Source organism: Neptunomonas concharum, from assembly GCF_008630635.1.
Taxonomy (GTDB): domain Bacteria; phylum Pseudomonadota; class Gammaproteobacteria; order Pseudomonadales; family Balneatricaceae; genus Neptunomonas; species Neptunomonas concharum.
This window is the reverse complement of the sequence record NZ_CP043869.1, coordinates 2,441,874-2,457,991: the sequence shown is the minus strand read 5'-3', so window position 1 is coordinate 2,457,991 and position 16,118 is coordinate 2,441,874. Positions and strand designations below refer to the sequence as shown.

Sequence of the window (16,118 nt, the reverse complement as noted above, 5' to 3'; positions counted from 1 at the left end):
CGCCTAGTTTAACTGATACAATAGCGTCGCAGTGAAAATTTTCTGTGTACAGATTCATCCGGTCAGGTAGGGAGCAGTATGTCGCCACAAGCGCTTTCGGTCACAGGGTTACGCAAAGTTTATGGAAATGGTTTTGAAGCTTTAAAAGGTATTTCGTTTGAAGTGCATCAAGGAGACTTTTTTGCACTTTTAGGCCCTAATGGGGCTGGCAAATCTACGACACTGGGTATTGTGTCATCGTTGGTCAACAAAACCAGCGGTGAGGTGAAAATCTTTGGTTTTGATTTGGACAAGGAGCAAGCGGTAGCCAAGCGTAGTTTAGGTGTTGTGCCTCAAGAATTTAATTTCAATATGTTTGAGAAAGTCGGCGATATTGTTCGTACGCAGGCTGGTTACTATGGTATCGAACCAAAGGTTGCGAAAGAACGCGCTGAATATTACCTACGAAAGTTAGGGCTGTGGGATAAGCGGGATGAGCGGGCAAGGATGTTATCTGGAGGGATGAAACGACGTTTAATGATTGCACGAGCGTTAGTGCACGAGCCAAAGCTGCTTATTTTGGATGAACCAACAGCTGGCGTTGATATTGAACTACGTCGCTCGATGTGGTCCTTTTTGCAAGAGATCAACGCAGCAGGCACAACCATTATTCTGACAACCCATTACTTAGAAGAAGCCGAAAGTTTGTGTCGTAACATAGCGATTATTGATCATGGGCAGATTGTTCAAAATACGTCTATCAAAGCGCTACTACAGCAGCTTAATACGGAATCATTTATCTTGGATATAAAACCGTTGCAGCAGTCAGCTCCGAGCGTTGAAGGATATAACGTTATCCTACAGGATGATCATACCTTAGTGGTGGAGGTTGAAAAGGACAAAGGCTTGAACAGCTTATTTAGCCAGCTGGCAGAGCAGGGTATTGATGTGACCAGTATGCGCAATAAATCTAATCGCTTAGAAGAGTTATTTGTGTCCATGGTTGAGAAAAATCTGCAAGTGGAGAAAGTATGAGCTATCGTGAACTTTGGATCGCATTCACGACTATTGTGATTAAAGAGATACGTCGTTTTACACGTATTTGGGGGCAAACACTGTTGCCGCCTGCGATTACCATGACGCTTTACTTCATCATTTTTGGCAACTTGATAGGCAGCCGAATTGGTGAAATGGGAGGCTTCAATTATATGGAGTTTATCGTTCCTGGTCTGATCATGATGTCAGTGATTACGAACTCTTATGGAAATGTTGTCTCCTCTTTTTTTAGCACAAAGTTTCAGCGCAATATAGAAGAACTATTGGTTTCGCCTATCCCTAATTGGGTCATCTTGTCTGGGTATGTAGTTGGTGGCGTCTCACGTGGGCTAGCCGTTGGGTTGATTGTGACTTTGCTATCATTGTTTTTTACGCAACTGCAGATTCATAACTTATGGGTGACGGTTGCGACGGTTGCTTTGACGTCGGTTCTGTTTTCATTAGGTGGTTTTATTAATGCGATCTTTGCCAACTCGTTCGATGATGTATCGATTATCCCAACCTTTATTTTAACGCCACTTACCTATTTAGGCGGTGTATTTTATTCAATTCAACTATTGCCTGAATTTTGGCAGATGGTATCTCAACTGAACCCAATTCTTTATATGGTGAATACGTTTCGCTATGGAATACTGGGGGTCAGTGATATCAACGTGGCGTTTGCCTTTACGATGATCTTAATATTCACCGCTTTGCTATTTTTTGTTGCGCTAAAACTGCTTAATTCTGGCAGAGGAATCAGACAGTAATGAATGAAGAACAAGCTTTACATGCCTCGCCGTTAGGCAGTGATACCAGTTACGTAAACGAGTATGACCCTAGCCAGCTGTTCCCAATTGAGCGTTCTTTGAATTGGAAAAAGCGGGGAATTGAGCGCAGCTCATTACCGTTTTATGGTGTGGATATCTGGAACGGTTACGAGGTCTCATGGCTGAATTCCAAAGGGAAGCCCTTGGTGAGAATTGCAGCATTCATCATACCGGCAAGCTCTCACAGCATTATCGAATCGAAATCATTTAAGTTGTATTTAAACTCCTTCAACTTGAGTCGTTTTGAGTCAGAAGCGCACGTGATTGCCTTAATGGAAAAGGACTTGTCGCAGGCCGCAGGAGGTACTGTGAAAGTAGAATTTTTTGATCCTGACTCACTGAGTGAGTTCTCTCGCTTTGAAGGAACGTGTTTGGATGATCTGGATATATCGATTGATCAATACGAGCCTGATACGGCACTACTCAAAACAGGCGCGGCCGAGAAAAAAGATGAATCGCTATATAGCCATCTACTTAAATCCAACTGTCCTGTAACGGGGCAACCTGATTGGGCGAGCATTCATATAGGCTATTCGGGAAAAGAGATTGATCAGGAAGGCTTGTTGAAGTACCTGATCTCTTACCGAGAGCATGGTGATTTTCATGAGCAGTGTGTCGAAAATATTTTTATGGATATTTGGAACCACTGTCACCCTAAAAAACTGACAGTCTATGCTCGTTATGTGCGACGGGGTGGTTTGGATATCAACCCCTACCGTAGCAGTGATCAAAACGAACCGACAAACTTACGTTTAAGTCGCCAATAATAAGGAAGCCCTATGACAGCCTTAGAGCTTTTACAAAATCGAGTTTCTTGCCCAGCTTTATGTGGGCCTGGCCCCACGAGTGAGCAGCTGCATGAAATGTATAAGGCTGCGATGAGAGCCCCTGACCATGCTTCGCTTAGGCCATGGCGATTTTTAGAAATAAAAGGAGCTGCACTAGAGCGTTTAGGAGAGCTGTTCGTTAAGGCGGCTAAACATCAGGATGCGGATCTACCTGAAGAGCAGGAGGCGAGGCTTCGTAAAATGCCTGTTCGAGCACCGATGATTTTGGTTGCTGTCGCCAGTATACAAGAGCACCCTAAGGTGCCTGAGTTTGAACAACTGATTACCGCAGGTTGTGCAGCCCATGGCGTTATTCAAGCTGCCTACGCTCAAGGCTTGGGCGCTATGTGGCGTACGGGCGATATGGCTTATGATCCAGTTGTTAAAGCGGGATTAGGGTTGAAAGCCCATGAGCAAGTTATTGGTTTTATCTATTTAGGCAGTGCTTTGCGGTTTCGTGAAGCTAAACCACTTACTGAAAAGGATTTTGTGTCTGAATGGAGATAGTGATATGGCTATAGAGCAGGATCCAAAGGTATTTTTGGAATGGCTAAAAGCAGAGATCCCTTTGTTAAATCATATGGGCATTGAAAAACTGAATTTTAATGGCGAATCGTTAACGATGGCTGCTGCTTTGTCTCCGAATGTTAATGATAAGGGTACCGGCTTTGGTGGATCTTTAGCCACATTAGCAACGATATCAGGTTGGTCGTTGACGACGTTATTGTTAAGAGAGAGAGGCCTTAATTGTGATGTGATGATTCGCGACTGTCAGTTAAATTTTCAGGCACCTGTCACAGATGATTTTATCGCGAAAGTGAGTTTACCCTCGGAATTAGAAGTGGAAGGGTTTCTAGCCAGATTAGCTGAAAAAGGCAAAGCCCGCTTGGGTCTTAACATCGCTATTTTACAGTCAGAGCAGAGCAAATTACTGATGGCAGCCAACTATGTAGCGGTTACACGCACATAGGCACCTAGCTTATCAAGCATAGGTGCCTATCTTATGTCTCTACTTATAGACGCGATGCTTTAGTAATCAGAATGGGTTCGGCAGGCACGTCACGGTGGCGATTTTTAGACGTAGTTTTAACTGTGGCAATGCTATCAACTACATCAAGCCCTTCAATGACTTGACCAAAGACCGCATAGCCTGGATTTCCGCCAGTGTAATTAAGGTTTAGGTTATCAACAAGATTGATAAAGAATTGACTGGTTGCACTATCGGGCACGCGTGTACGAGCCATAGCGATAGTACCTCGTTTGTTACTGATGAGATTAGATGCCTCATTCACAATGGGAGCGCGCCCACTTTTTTGTTGCATATCAGCAGTAAACCCACCTCCCTGAACCATGAAGCCTGGGATAACTCGGTGGAATTGAGTTCCTTCATAGAAGCCCTCGTCTACGTAGGCTAAAAAGTTCTCTACGGTGACAGGAGCCTTCTCAGCAAACAGCTCGATTGTAATATTACCTTGAGATGTTTCAAGGATAACCCGAGGATTATCGGCAAGTGCTATATGGCTAAATATAAACAGTACAGCAGCCATAAATGCAGATCGTAACTTAAAAACCATCGTTCTCTCCTATGAAGTGGTGTTATTTAAAGGCCGAGTTTAAAAGAAAAGTTACGTTTTCGATATAACTAACCGATTTACATCAAATGTAAGTACGCTGTGCGGTATTTTTTCAGATCTCAACTATAGTTAATAGGAGAAGGGAATACAGTCAAGGGCGTTTTTAACGTTGAATGGCAAAGAAAGACTTCGCTTCTAATGTCATGCACCGGTAGGTTGCGACATCAGGTAGTGGTGTCTCGAGTCAAGGTCGATCAAACATAATAACTTAATCTGAGGCCTTCTAGATGAGTAAACTCAAACTCAAACACAAGATGCTTTTGTTGACTATTTTACCCCTTGTCATATCAACAGTTGTTGTCATGTTGGTGGTCAGGCAGCAGCTAGTGGACTTGGGTAATACCGAAATTTCTCATACGCGCTCGGCTATGATGCTATCTAAGCAAGAAACCCTGAAAAACTATATGGATATGGCCTACTCCGCGGTTATGCCGCTTGTTTCAGCTGCATCAGATCCGCAGTCCGAGGAAGTTAAAAAGCAAGCAGCTAACATACTGCGTGAACTCAGCTATGGTGAGAAAAAAGATGGATATATCTTTGCCTATGATTTTGATGGCGTTGGCTTTGCCAACCGACCCAAGCCTGCGTTGGAAGGTAAAAATCTGATCGGGCTTAAAGATACAAATGGCGTTCTTATTATCAAGGACCTCATTGATGCAGCAAAGCAAGGTGGGGGATTTGTAACCTACGTTTGGAATAAACCCTCAAAAAATGCAGATGTTGAGAAACTGAGCTATGCGTTAGCCGTTCCAGGTTTAAACTGGATGATCGGGACGGGGTTTTATATTGATGATATTGACGATGCGGTTGCTGCGGCTCAAAAACGTATCGATGATGAGGTATCCTCTACCATGGTGGTCATTGCTCTGATTGGTTTGGGGATATTGATCTTTTTCGTTTTAGCTTCTCTCTATATTGCGTCTAAAGTGACAAACCCGCTTCGTGAAACGGCAGATGCTCTGATCGATATTAGCCAAGGTGAGGGCGACCTGACCCGACGTTTGGTCGTTAGCACTTCGGACGAGGTTGGAATGGTGGCTCAGGGGTTTAATGATTTTGTTATTAAAATTCAGAATCTCGTTACGGAACTAAAAAGCGGTGTTGAAGATTTATCTCGCTCTACTGGGAAAATGAGTGGGGTGGTTGATAAAACCCACTCAGATGTACAAAGCCAGCGACATGAAACGGCTCAAGCGGCAGCAGCAGTGCACCAAATGGCCGCCGCCGCGCAGGAAGTTGCGGGCAACGCGGTGGGTGCGGCATCAGCAGCCCAAGAGGCTGACGATGAAACCAACAGCGGCCAAAAAGTCGTCGAAGAAACCATTGATGCAATTCAGAAACTCTCTAATGATTTGAACCGGGCCTCAGATGTTATCGGGCAATTGGGTTTGGACGCCGATAAGATTGGTACTGTGGTGAATGTTATTAAAGAGATTGCCGATCAAACAAACCTGCTTGCGTTAAATGCAGCAATAGAAGCTGCACGTGCTGGGGAATATGGGCGTGGTTTCTCCGTAGTGGCTGATGAAGTACGCACGTTAGCTAATCGAACACAGCAAAGTACCCAAGAGATTCAAAATATGATTGAACGGCTTCAGGCGGGTGCTAAAGAAGCGGTAGGGGTGATGGAAACCAGTCGCAAACAGGGTGAATCAACGGTGGAAAGGGCTGCGAAGGCGAGCGATTCACTTAATGTGATTACAGGATCAGTGAGCACAATCACACAGATGAACACTCAAATTGCCAGTGCTGCAGAAGAACAAACGGCCGTGGCAGATGAAATCAGCCAAAGCGTTCAACAGATCGCAGATATAGCCGAGCATGCCGCTGCAAATGCTGATGATTTGTCTCAAACAACTAACGAAATGTCTATGTTGGAAGGACGGCTCAAGCAGATTGTGAGCCAGTTTAAAGTCTAATAGCGACCCCATCAAAAAGGCCAATTGAGTATTTGCTTCAATTGGCCTTTGTGTGTCAGGCTTTAGCAAATAGTCGCGTTAGAAGGAAGCTAAACAATGATGCAGTGGGATAAACTGCTAACTATCAAGCGCCATGGTCATGAGTTAGTAGGACTGCCCGAAGTGGGGCGCAGTCATTTTCATAAGGATCATGATCGGATTGTGTTTTCCAGTGCATTTCGTCGTTTAGGGCGAAAAACGCAAGTTCACCCACTCGCTTTGAATGATCACATTCACACACGTCTGACCCACTCTATCGAGGTAGGTAGTGTCGGTCGGAGTTTAGGTATTCGGGTGGGCGAGTTGTTAGCTGAACGATTGCCGCCTTGGGCGAACTCACATGATATGGGGATGATTGTTCAGTCAGCCTGTCTTGCTCACGATATTGGTAATCCTCCTTTCGGACATGCAGGTGAGTATGCGATTCGAGATTGGTTTAAGCAGCCTCAACATACACGTTTTTTGGAGCCTCTTTCTCCTTTAGAGCGCTTAGATCTTGAAACCTTTGAGGGTAATGCACAGGGTTTTCGGGTTGTAACTTGCATTGAAAACCACCTATATGACGGTGGGCTTCGTCTTACGTATCCAACGCTGGGTACGTTGCTTAAATACCCTTGGACGGCTACGCATGCTACGGGAAAAGGTAAATTCAGCAGTTACCTTACAGAAGTAGAGACCTTAGATAAACTAGGTCGCGAGCTAGGTTTGGTGTCTTTAGGCCAGCACCATTGGTGCCGTCACCCCTTGGCCTACTTGATGGAGGCTGCGGATGATATTTGCTATACCATTCTTGACCTTGAAGATGCGATAGAACTGAACATTCTTACGTTTGACTCGATTAAGCCTATTTTGCTGCAGCTATGCGGGGATGAAGAGTTTGAGGATGCTATCTTCCACTCTCAAGCATCGGCCCGTCGAAAGATCTCGGCGCTTCGGGGTAAGGCTATTGAGAATATGGTTAACTCGGCAGTGAGTGCATTTATTGGCAACTATGATGCGATTATGTCCGGTGACTATCAAGGTGAGCTGTTAAGTGATGGTGATAAGGGTGTGAAAGAAGGGGTCGGGGCGGCTAAAACATTAGCGAAAATGAAGGTTTTCCCCGATACGCGAAAAACTGAATTGGAAGTTGGTGCTTACAGTTGTCTAGGGACTTTATTAGAGGCATTCTGCCACGCCGTTTATGAGCAGCATCAAAAGGGTGGCAGCGAAGATTTGAGCTATCGTAGTGAAAAAATTATCAGCTTAATGAGTATTCATGCCCCAGATCCGAGTTGGTCGTTGTATCATGCTTATATGCGCGCGTTGGATTTTATCAGCGGTATGACAGATAACTATGCTGCCTACTTAGCGAGGCAAATTGGCGGCTTATCACGGTAGAGAAAGGAACAATGGCATCATTACAGGATCAACTTAGTCGATTGGTTTACTCCACAGAGAATGGCGATACGTGCCCAGACTGTCGCCAGGCCAAAGATCGCTGTTGTTGTAGCGAAAATGCTGATGAGGCGCGTCTTGCTTCATTAGATGGTATTGTCCGGATTCGTAGAGAAACATCAGGCCGCAAGGGTAAAGGCGTGACGACGGTGTCCGGTGTGCCATTAGACTCGAATAAGTTGAAACAACTTGCAAAGCAACTCAAGCAACATTGTGGTACGGGTGGGTCTTTGAAAGAAGCTGTTATTGAGATTCAGGGAGATCATCGAGATACACTTAAGGCGTTTCTTGAGAAGAAAGGATATAAGGTTAAGCTGGCGGGAGGCTAGTAAATGCAAAAGAAAAAATGCAAACGTTGTCAGCAAATCAGGGTAGTCGCTATCCTGTTTTGCATGATAGCAGTGTTATTGCTACTCATGATGGGTAAGGCTCAGGCGGAGATTTACCATTACACGGATAGTAAAGGTAAGAAGATTTATGTAGGTAGCTTAAGTAAAGTACCGAGGGAGTATTTGGATCAAATTAAGTTACAGAACCCGTCGGCACAGGTCAGCAATACCAGCCAATTTTCTGAATCTAACAAGAAAGCCTCCTCCTCACTAAAAGGACGGTCTGATCTGCGCCGTTTACAGCGCATGTTAAATATGATGGAAACACCGGTGGTTATTAAGAACAATCAGGTTTTGGTGCCTGTTTCAGTAACCTACCAAGGAAAAAGTACAGATGTGACGCTATTAATGGATACCGGAGCCAGTGGCACGGTGTTTCATCGAGACGCTTTAGAGCGTTTAAATGCGGACAGCGAGTTTTCGGGGTACGCGAGAGTAGCTGGTGGAGGCGTGATTAAGGTCAGTAGTCTTGAACTGGATCGTATCAAAGTAGGGCCTTTTCAGGCGAAAAACATCCGCTCATCGGTGATCGATAATAAAGCACCTGGCGGCGCCTTTGATGGTCTGCTGGGAATGGATTTTTTGATGAATGTTGAATATGAGCTAGATAAGCAGCGGCAGGTGATCATCTGGACACCCAAGCGATACCAAGAGGTATCCGATGCGCTGCAGAAGCTCAGCAGCGCTCAGGAATAGTTACATTAATAGATTTAGAGGGTTTGCTCAGCTAACTTGAGGTCCAGTGTTGCCTTCAGGAGTTTAAATAAACGAATGGAGGCATCGATCTCATCTTTACGATTAGTCAAACTCTCTATATTCAGACCCAATGGAATACCTAGAGGTAAGCAAGCTTCAAGGATTTGCTCCAGATTGCTTCGGCAAACCCGAATAGACTCAGCAAGAGGGTTATGCGCATCCAGAACCCGATAGCGTGTCGCTTCTGGGACAGAGATCCCCAGCCACTCCATAAATTCCAAGGTTTTCGCACTTCCGCAAGGAGTAAAGGTGAGAATCACACGGCGCGGTTCAACCTCTCTTTCTTTGCACTCGCGAGCGTACCGGCTCAGCATATCAATCGTGGCTTGCGCATTGTAAACGGCTTGGGAAACAAAAAAAGTACAGCCTTGATCCCCTTTTTGCATTAAACGTAGATGCTCATCCCCTTTTTTTGCATGGCGTTCTGCAATGGTGACACCACCAAGATTGTAATCGGCACGATGTTCTGCCAACGCTTTATAGGCCTCATTGAGTGATAAACGCACCTCTCCGTCAGATGATGGGCTACCGACCATGACAATATCTCGAATACCATAATGTTCCCATGCCTCTTCTAGCCAGTTATCGAAATCAGCTCGATCTCTTTGTGAGACGCTTTTGTAAGTGATCACTGGATGTTGGGATTTCTCACGAATGATGCGCGAGTATTCACGGGGATCATAGGTTTTCATGAATGGGAAGGGGCGAGGCTTATCCGTGCGGCTGCTCTCATCCTGAATATCGTAGACAATCATACCGTCATAGTCGATGGCTGATAGACGCCCTAACAGTTTATCGGCAATATCACTGACATTCTCCTGCGATGTATTGTCTTTAGGAGGCGTTGTACCCACGAAGTAGACGCCGCGGGATGGGTCAGAAAAACGAGATTTAAGCGTAGGGTTCATAACGAGAAGGCCGATGTCTGAAATTAGATTAAGGTTATTCTAACAGTGAATACTATTCATGTGTTTGTTGATGGAGGTGAAATTTTTTTGATTTAAGTTGAGCTTTTTTAATGAAGATAAGATGATGTTCACAAAGAAAAGAGGAGTGCCCCTAATGAAGCTGGATAAACCGACATTTGATTTTACTCAAGTGAGCCGACAGATAGATGAGGCTTCAGGTAAAGGTCATCCCCCCTTAGATAAATGGAACCCTGAATTTTGTGGCGATATTAATCTTCGCATCAAACGAGACGGAACATGGTTATATGAAGGTACACCGATTGGTAGAGCCTCGATGGTTAAACTGTTTTCGACGGTTTTGTGGAAAGAGGGTGACGCGTATTTTTTAAAAACTCCTGTAGAAAAGGTAGGTATACAGGTTGATGATGTGCCTTTTCACTTCATACATATGGAAGTGTGCGGCTCAGGTGATGATCAGGTACTGTTATTTACCAGCCAAACAGGAGATCGTATTGAGGCGAGCAAGCAGTTTCCTCTACGAGTCGAGACGAGCACTGAGAGTGGCGAGCCCTCCCCCTATTTGGCTGTACGTTATGGTATGGAAGGGCTGATTAACCGTACCGTTTTTTATGAGTTGGTGAGTTTAGCTCAAGAGGAAGAGGTAAACGGGATCTCCTGCTTAGTTGTTCACAGCCATGGGGAGCGCTTTATCTTAGGGCAGAATGAATAAATAGCTCCGTTACCGGGCCAGTTTGGCTAACAAACGATCAAGCTGGTTCGCAAATTCACGCCTATCTTGTTCGCTAAAGCTTTTAGGTCCACCGGTATCCACACCGCTGCTTCTTAGCGTATCTAAAAAGTCGCGCATAGACAGCCGTTGTCGAATGTTTTCTTTTGTATAAAGCTCCCCTCTGGGATTGAGAGCAACGGCTTTTTTGTCGACAACTTCGGAGGCCAATGGTATGTCAGCGGTAATGACCAAATCCCCAGGTTGGGCTTTCTGTACTATATAGTTATCAGCCACATCAAAGCCTGCTGCTACTTGTACTGAGGTGATAATTGGGCAAGGTGGTGTTGATAGAAACTGATTGGCGACCAATGTCATGGGGGTTTGGGTACGCTCCGCGGCCCGAAATAAAATATCTTTAATGACCCGTGGACAGGCATCGGCATCAACCCAGATATGCATAATTACTCCTGAGATCTATTGGTATCTTATGGCAGTGTGATCGAGGTGACCTATTCCGATTGGGAGAAGTGTTGGTACACGTTCAATAACTCATCCTCGGTAAAGGTCACAATAATGAGTTGTTGACCAGGAGAGATCAGGTTCGGGTTCTGCCCGAGTAAACCCTGTCGGTAGTTGTAGATGTAAGTGGTTTCTACTTTATCATGTAGGAGTTTACCCAGATATGAACTTTTTCGGTTAGCTAAGACTTCATCCGCTTCTATCGGTATGTTTGCGGTTACCACTTTCTCATTTTGGGGAAGTTTAATACCCCTAGCAAACGTTTCGGTAAGGCCGCTCTGTAGGATACCCCAGATACCCTGCTCGTCGTTTGGCTTCACAGCATGTATGTAGAAAATTCGCTTGCCATCACCATCCGGTTGGTCCAATAGTTCCTGTAACCTAACCAGAGAGCCCGATGTGGCTTCTCCTGACTGAATGGAGGCCCTAATATCGGCTACCTTGTTAACTTTTGTCGACTTGTCTTGTGAGTAGAGGTTATTGAGAGACACTGCAAATGTCTTAGCGCTACCCGGTTGTTCACTGCTGTCAGAGTTGACGATTTCAGTCGAGGTTGCTTCGTTGCTTAGGGCAGGGAGTTTGAGCAGTTGGTCTTTTGTCACAAAGTGGCTGGCGGTCGTTGCATCAAGGGTTGAATCAGGGTTGGACGTGATCTCACTGATATGTGCTTTAGCATTTGCCAGTTCATGCTCAGTCAAGGGTTTAGATTCTACAAGTGAATGCTCTGGCTTTATTGGCTGTTGCTGGTCGGATATGTTCATAGAGGTGGGCGATAAGTAGAAGTAGCCCACAGCCATGAGTATTAGAATAAGAATCACTAAAATCGCCCGAACCATAACCTTCGCCTCAATAATTTCCCTCTATCATACGACTCTAATGCAGATTTGATGTTGAATAAAGGGTGAAAATCATGAATAGTCATTTTCAAGAGACCTTCAAAACTTTTGCTTGGAATTTTCATTATGATCACTCAAGAAAGTAGCTTTTTGGATGAGATGAAGCAGGAAGGTGTGAAACCTATTAAACACAGTAGCCATCGAGCCCGGCTAGCGAGGGGTGAGATCGATAGTGAAACTTTTATTGAACGTCGAAGGGCGGCTACGGACGGAGATGATAGTGGCTTGTCTCTTGCTCCTATACCTATGCTTAACCCTCTTGACCCGGTTGGGTGGCGGCATGATGGTGTTCAGGAGGGTGTATACCGGAATCTACGCTTAGCCCGTTATGCGATTGATGCGCGACTGGATCTACTGGGGAAAACTCCGATGCAGGCGAGGGATGAATTGACCAACTTCATCGATGAATGCTTGCGTTTGAACATCCGTTGCTTCGTGATCAATATAGGGCGCGGGCGATCACCTACCTCTTCAGGTAATCAGCTAAAAACTTATTTAAACGCATGGCTACCCCAATTGCCGTCAGTCATGGCTTTTCACTCAGCCCAATCACAACATGGCGGAACAGGGGCTTTGTACATAATGTTAAGAAAAAGCGAACAAGCGCGTTTAGATAATCTAGAAAAACACCAAAAACGACGGTAATCAGAAACGGTATCCCTGAGGGGGAGAGATGAGAGCTGAAATAGACGAAATACTCTTTTATTGGTTTGGTGAGTTAGAAGAGGGCTTTCCGGCCACTCCCAAGGAGGGTTTGTGGTGGCAGGGGAGTGAAGCACAAGACAGAGACATTGAACGATTGTTTGGTGCACAAGTTCGCTCAGCCTTGCGGGGTGAGCTGATGGATTGGAAAGAGACGCCAAGGGGTCGTTTAGCCTTAGTGTTGTTGTTGGATCAATTTACACGGAACATCTATCGCGGAACCGCTGAGGCGTTTAGTGGTGATGGTTTAGCACTTAAGCTGGTGAAAGAGAGTTTGCCGCTGCAGCATGATTGTGCGTTAGAGGCGAGTGAGCGCTGCTTTTTCTACATGCCCCTTGAACACTCAGAGTCGCTAGTGGATCAAAATACCTGTATTTCGTGCTTAGAAGGGCTATTAGCTGAAGTGCCAAAGGAGCACCGTCATCGTATCGATAATGCATTAGATTTTGCAGTACAGCATCGTGACATCATCCAAGCTTTTGGTCGTTTCCCTCATCGCAATGATGTGTTGGGGCGCGAGTCAACAGAAGAGGAATTAGCTTATTTGAATCAGTCTCACGCTCGTTGGGGACAATAATCTACGTTATACTTTGATTGAAACAACCGGTTGATTGAGGAAAGAGTATTGGCTACGAAGCAAAATACATCGCTGACACACATCTTATGGTTGGCTATAGGTCTGTGTGGGTTGCTTTTTGTGTCGCTGGTTCTGCCTTATGTAGTCTATCTACCCAGCAACATAGGGTTAGTCATCAAGGTTCTGGCTTTTTTAGGCGCTGCTACATTGGTTGTTTGGCTTACCCAATTTACATATCAACAAAGCACTAAAGTCCCAGTTGATAAAGGGACGGATATGGCTACAGGTTTACCCGACAATAGCAAGCTTCTCTCGAAGTTGGAGTTAGAGTGTCGTCGCTGTGTGAGAGAGTTTGTACCTCTGACCGTTATGCTGGTAGGCACCCCTAACCCATTAGCCCAAAATGATCTTTCAGCACTGGCCCAACACTTAAAACAAAGTGTGTGTCGTCCGGGAGATGTCGTGGCTCGCTTGAGTGATACAACCTTCGCCCTCTTACTTCCCTCCACGAATGAACTGGTTCAGCAGTTGGCAGATCGTTGCCTGAGCACGATCAACGAGCTGAATCTTGGTGAGCCTGTGAGTATTGGCGTTTGTACTTTGCAGCCGACAGCCGAGCTGACGGTATCATTCGCAATAGAAAAAGCACAATCCCAACTGAATAAAGCGCTGCTTGAAGGCGGTGTTGTCTGCTTTGAGGCTCAGGAACATACCGACCCTTCTGTGACTTACTCCTACTGATTTGGGGTAGAGATTGAGCATCGTTAGCCATTTAATCGATCAGTACAGACAAGATCTGCAGTTGCCTTATGTTCGAGGTTTGGCCTGGATAACAGGAACCGCAGATTGGTGTTACGAAAGTGTTTTGGCGTACTTAACGCAGCATCCATCGGCTAAGAGCATGGTTGTTTCAGAGCGCGATTGGGATAGCTTGTCCGTATGCTCTATTCGAGGGGCGAAAGGCCTGTTAGGCCAAGAGTTTGATATTCTTGTGTACGACGGCTTTAGTGGTATTAACCCTGATGCCCTTGGACAAGTATCCGGTCTGATTAAAGGTGGTGGTGTTTGCATATTTATCTCCTCACCAGCGGATGCTGATACGTTTTTTGATGACCCCCAAAAAGAGCACCTTAAAGTACTGCCTTTTGCCTTGTCAGCGGTGGGTAACTACTTTTTAGAACACCTAAAGCGATGCCTATTGGCATCGTCGCATATCTTGTGGATTGACCAGAATAAAGGTTGTTTATCTCTGCCCAAGCCTAGTCACGCTCGACCATCTTTACAAAGTGCATTGTTAGCTCAGCAAACAGTGGTAGATCAGATTTCGGCCAGTTGTCTATCTCAAGTATATTCAGCAGCGGTGTTACTCGCCCCCAGAGGGCGGGGAAAGTCGACAGCATTAGGCAAAGTAGCAGCCAAATTAAATGAAGCGGGGTTGAGCGTTCAAGTAACAGCACCCACCAAATTGGCTGTTCATCCGCTCTTTGAGCAGGCTGGTGATACGCCGCACTTTGCGTTACCTGCTGATGTTCCCTTGCATAAGGACTGCGCTGATGTACTTATTATTGATGAAGCGGCGGGTATATCTGTCAACTTGCTAGAAGCGTTTGCGCTGCATTACCGCCATGTTGTCTATGCGACAACGACAGAGGGTTATGAGGGAACAGGGCGAGGGTTTGGCTTGCGTTTTATGGCTCGTCTAGTTGATTTACGCCCAGAGCTGGATCGCTATGACCTAGAGAAGCCGATTCGTTGGTCGGATGGTGATCCTCTAGAGGCGCTGCTTAATCAAATATTGCTACTGAAACATACCCCGACACAGTACGCTTTTATGGGTAATACCCATTATCGTGAGATAAGCCCGCAAGAGCTGATTGATCATCCTGAGAAATTATCGGCACTGTTTGGGTTGCTTGTAGATGCGCATTATCGAACAACGCCAGGTGACCTTCGTATTTTATTAGATAGTCCCAACACCACTATTTGGTTGGCGGAAAATAATCAACAGATTGTAGGAGCGCTACTTATTGCCATTGAAGGGGAGTTAGACGAGGCGCTAACAGAACAGATATGGCAAGGCCGTCGTCGGCCCCGAGGGCACTTGATTCCACAATTGCTGGTTGCTCAAGAAGGACACCGTAGTGCGGGTGCTTTAAGGTGTTTAAGGGTGGTGAGAATTGCTGTGGTTGATGAGTACCGACGGCAGGGTGTGGCGATGGCACTTATAGACCATGCAGAAACGTGGGCAAGGGAGAAAGGTGTAGAACTCATGGGCGCGGCTTTTGCGGCAGCGCCCCCTCTACTGTCCTTTTGGCAAGCCAATGGATATCAGGTTGTGCGTATAGGTACGCAGCTGGATCCTGTTAGTGGATCATATGCGTTATTGGTGCTTAAAGGTATTTCACGCGTAGGACAAGAAGGTGTGGAAGAATGGCGGCAGAAATTTTTTCACGATTATCCTTATATTCGAAAGGGTTGGTTGCACAAAATATCGTCATCAGTCGAAACGTTGCTTTTCAACCAAGCACCTACGACAGTGCCGGATCACTTGTCTGAAGATAGATTATGGCAAAACCTTTATGGCTTCGCTTTTCATCATAGGCCTTACGAAAGTACAGCGCCCACTTTTGCAAGGCTGGTTGAAGTATACCCCGAGTTGTATGAAAAGATTTCTAGTCATTTATCGCGTTCGTTAATTGAAACACGTGTGATACAGCAGCAGCCTGAAGAGGCCGTTATGGTTAACCATGGCCTTGCCAACCAGAAAGTGTTAATAGCTGAGCTACGAAAAGCGACTCAGCAATTTTGTCTAATTAAAGATAGCCTGCTAATCGATAAAAAATAGTGTGAGGGGGGGCGTCACACTATATCTTCCGATCATCAACTGAGCTACGCTCGCAGCCGTAACTGTCAGTTTTGTTTCTTCTTCATTCGAGAGGAG

At 45.5% G+C, this 16,118-nt stretch carries 18 protein-coding genes; 14 read left to right on the top strand and 4 right to left on the bottom strand.

From position 1 onward, the window contains the following. Positions 1-78: 78 nt before the first annotated feature. The 5 genes from F0U83_RS11545 to F0U83_RS11525 are packed head-to-tail and all read left to right on the top strand — an operon-like array spanning position 79 to position 3,641. Positions 79-1,014, top strand: coding sequence for an ABC transporter ATP-binding protein (locus tag F0U83_RS11545; RefSeq protein ID WP_138987061.1), 936 nt, complete (start codon positions 79-81; stop codon positions 1,012-1,014). Beyond that, the gene (locus F0U83_RS11540) at positions 1,011-1,784 is read left to right on the top strand and encodes an ABC transporter permease (protein WP_138987062.1); all 774 of its coding nucleotides are present in this window, start codon (positions 1,011-1,013) and stop codon (positions 1,782-1,784) included. The genes F0U83_RS11545 and F0U83_RS11540 overlap by 4 nt, the downstream gene beginning before the upstream one ends. Beyond that, the gene (gene queF / locus F0U83_RS11535) at positions 1,784-2,611 is read left to right on the top strand and encodes an NADPH-dependent 7-cyano-7-deazaguanine reductase QueF (protein WP_138987063.1); all 828 of its coding nucleotides are present in this window, start codon (positions 1,784-1,786) and stop codon (positions 2,609-2,611) included. Before F0U83_RS11540 ends, queF begins: the two co-directional genes overlap by 1 nt. A gap of 12 nt (positions 2,612-2,623) precedes the next feature. After that, a complete protein-coding gene (locus tag F0U83_RS11530) occupies positions 2,624-3,178 on the top strand; it encodes a nitroreductase family protein (RefSeq protein ID WP_138987064.1) in 555 nt (184 codons plus the stop codon). A gap of 4 nt (positions 3,179-3,182) precedes the next feature. Continuing rightward, positions 3,183-3,641, top strand: a complete 459-nt coding sequence (locus F0U83_RS11525; RefSeq protein WP_138987065.1) for a YiiD C-terminal domain-containing protein — start codon at positions 3,183-3,185, stop codon at positions 3,639-3,641. A 43-nt stretch (positions 3,642-3,684) separates the two neighbouring features. Here the strand turns inward: F0U83_RS11525 and F0U83_RS11520 are convergent, their stop codons facing one another. Next, the gene (locus F0U83_RS11520) at positions 3,685-4,245 is read right to left on the bottom strand and encodes a peptidylprolyl isomerase (protein ID WP_211343642.1); all 561 of its coding nucleotides are present in this window, start codon (positions 4,243-4,245) and stop codon (positions 3,685-3,687) included. A gap of 287 nt (positions 4,246-4,532) precedes the next feature. Here F0U83_RS11520 and F0U83_RS11515 point away from each other — a divergent pair, with 287 nt between their 5' ends. From F0U83_RS11515 to F0U83_RS11500, 4 genes are all read left to right on the top strand, one after another. After that, positions 4,533-6,224 carry a methyl-accepting chemotaxis protein gene (locus F0U83_RS11515; protein WP_138987066.1) on the top strand — a complete coding sequence of 564 codons (1,692 nt, stop codon included), beginning with the start codon at positions 4,533-4,535 and terminating at the stop codon, positions 6,222-6,224. Positions 6,225-6,320: 96 nt separating this feature from the next. Further along, positions 6,321-7,643 (top strand): deoxyguanosinetriphosphate triphosphohydrolase, encoded by a 1,323-nt coding sequence (locus F0U83_RS11510; protein WP_138987067.1) that lies wholly within the window; start codon positions 6,321-6,323, stop codon positions 7,641-7,643. A gap of 11 nt (positions 7,644-7,654) precedes the next feature. Next, a complete protein-coding gene (locus F0U83_RS11505) occupies positions 7,655-8,029 on the top strand; it encodes a translation initiation factor Sui1 (protein WP_138987068.1) in 375 nt (124 codons plus the stop codon). Positions 8,030-8,032: 3 nt separating this feature from the next. Continuing rightward, on the top strand, positions 8,033-8,785 hold the full coding sequence (locus F0U83_RS11500) for a retropepsin-like aspartic protease (RefSeq protein WP_138987069.1): 753 nt from the start codon (positions 8,033-8,035) through the stop codon (positions 8,783-8,785). Between the two features lie 14 nt (positions 8,786-8,799). Here F0U83_RS11500 and F0U83_RS11495 read toward each other — a convergent pair whose 3' ends face one another. Beyond that, positions 8,800-9,753: a methylenetetrahydrofolate reductase gene (locus F0U83_RS11495; RefSeq protein WP_138987070.1), complete on the bottom strand. Its 954-nt coding sequence runs from the start codon at positions 9,751-9,753 to the stop codon at positions 8,800-8,802. A gap of 154 nt (positions 9,754-9,907) precedes the next feature. On the opposite strand from F0U83_RS11495, the gene F0U83_RS11490 reads away from it, so the two are divergent. Next, entirely contained in the window at positions 9,908-10,483 is a 576-nt protein-coding gene (locus tag F0U83_RS11490) for a DUF1285 domain-containing protein (RefSeq protein WP_138987071.1), read from the top strand. 9 nt (positions 10,484-10,492) lie between these two features. On the opposite strand, the gene F0U83_RS11485 is transcribed toward F0U83_RS11490, so the two are convergent. Together F0U83_RS11485 and F0U83_RS11480 are read right to left on the bottom strand one after the other, a co-directional pair. Then, the gene (locus F0U83_RS11485; protein ID WP_138987072.1) at positions 10,493-10,942 is read right to left on the bottom strand and encodes a YaiI/YqxD family protein; all 450 of its coding nucleotides are present in this window, start codon (positions 10,940-10,942) and stop codon (positions 10,493-10,495) included. A 50-nt stretch (positions 10,943-10,992) separates the two neighbouring features. Beyond that, complete coding sequence (locus tag F0U83_RS11480; protein WP_138987073.1) at positions 10,993-11,838, bottom strand: hypothetical protein; 846 nt, start codon at positions 11,836-11,838, stop codon at positions 10,993-10,995. Positions 11,839-11,964: 126 nt separating this feature from the next. Here F0U83_RS11480 and smrA point away from each other — a divergent pair, with 126 nt between their 5' ends. Genes smrA through F0U83_RS11460 form a run of 4 tightly spaced genes read left to right on the top strand, consistent with a single transcriptional unit; the run spans position 11,965 to position 16,022 of the window. Further along, positions 11,965-12,543, top strand: a complete 579-nt coding sequence (gene smrA / locus F0U83_RS11475) for a DNA endonuclease SmrA (protein ID WP_138987074.1) — start codon at positions 11,965-11,967, stop codon at positions 12,541-12,543. Between the two features lie 28 nt (positions 12,544-12,571). Further along, entirely contained in the window at positions 12,572-13,177 is a 606-nt protein-coding gene (locus F0U83_RS11470; RefSeq protein WP_138987075.1) for a DUF924 family protein, read from the top strand. A gap of 48 nt (positions 13,178-13,225) precedes the next feature. Then, positions 13,226-13,918, top strand: a complete 693-nt coding sequence (locus tag F0U83_RS11465; RefSeq protein ID WP_138987076.1) for a GGDEF domain-containing protein — start codon at positions 13,226-13,228, stop codon at positions 13,916-13,918. Positions 13,919-13,931: 13 nt separating this feature from the next. Continuing rightward, positions 13,932-16,022: a tRNA(Met) cytidine acetyltransferase TmcA gene (locus tag F0U83_RS11460; RefSeq protein ID WP_138987077.1), complete on the top strand. Its 2,091-nt coding sequence runs from the start codon at positions 13,932-13,934 to the stop codon at positions 16,020-16,022. The last annotated feature ends 96 nt before the right edge of the window (positions 16,023-16,118 follow it).

What these genes read in the sequence shown, in the direction of transcription:
- F0U83_RS11545 (WP_138987061.1), top strand. Translation starts at nt 79, where the DNA reads ATGTCGCCACAAGCGCTTTCGGTCACAGGGTTACGCAAAGTTTATGGA.
- F0U83_RS11540 (WP_138987062.1), top strand. Translation starts at nt 1,011, where the DNA reads ATGAGCTATCGTGAACTTTGGATCGCATTCACGACTATTGTGATTAAA.
- queF (WP_138987063.1), top strand. Translation starts at nt 1,784, where the DNA reads ATGAATGAAGAACAAGCTTTACATGCCTCGCCGTTAGGCAGTGATACC.
- F0U83_RS11530 (WP_138987064.1), top strand. Translation starts at nt 2,624, where the DNA reads ATGACAGCCTTAGAGCTTTTACAAAATCGAGTTTCTTGCCCAGCTTTA.
- F0U83_RS11525 (WP_138987065.1), top strand. Translation starts at nt 3,183, where the DNA reads ATGGCTATAGAGCAGGATCCAAAGGTATTTTTGGAATGGCTAAAAGCA.
- F0U83_RS11520 (WP_211343642.1), bottom strand. Translation starts at nt 4,245, where the DNA reads ATGGTTTTTAAGTTACGATCTGCATTTATGGCTGCTGTACTGTTTATA.
- F0U83_RS11515 (WP_138987066.1), top strand. Translation starts at nt 4,533, where the DNA reads ATGAGTAAACTCAAACTCAAACACAAGATGCTTTTGTTGACTATTTTA.
- F0U83_RS11510 (WP_138987067.1), top strand. Translation starts at nt 6,321, where the DNA reads ATGATGCAGTGGGATAAACTGCTAACTATCAAGCGCCATGGTCATGAG.
- F0U83_RS11505 (WP_138987068.1), top strand. Translation starts at nt 7,655, where the DNA reads ATGGCATCATTACAGGATCAACTTAGTCGATTGGTTTACTCCACAGAG.
- F0U83_RS11500 (WP_138987069.1), top strand. Translation starts at nt 8,033, where the DNA reads ATGCAAAAGAAAAAATGCAAACGTTGTCAGCAAATCAGGGTAGTCGCT.
- F0U83_RS11495 (WP_138987070.1), bottom strand. Translation starts at nt 9,753, where the DNA reads ATGAACCCTACGCTTAAATCTCGTTTTTCTGACCCATCCCGCGGCGTC.
- F0U83_RS11490 (WP_138987071.1), top strand. Translation starts at nt 9,908, where the DNA reads ATGAAGCTGGATAAACCGACATTTGATTTTACTCAAGTGAGCCGACAG.
- F0U83_RS11485 (WP_138987072.1), bottom strand. Translation starts at nt 10,942, where the DNA reads ATGCATATCTGGGTTGATGCCGATGCCTGTCCACGGGTCATTAAAGAT.
- F0U83_RS11480 (WP_138987073.1), bottom strand. Translation starts at nt 11,838, where the DNA reads ATGGTTCGGGCGATTTTAGTGATTCTTATTCTAATACTCATGGCTGTG.
- smrA (WP_138987074.1), top strand. Translation starts at nt 11,965, where the DNA reads ATGATCACTCAAGAAAGTAGCTTTTTGGATGAGATGAAGCAGGAAGGT.
- F0U83_RS11470 (WP_138987075.1), top strand. Translation starts at nt 12,572, where the DNA reads ATGAGAGCTGAAATAGACGAAATACTCTTTTATTGGTTTGGTGAGTTA.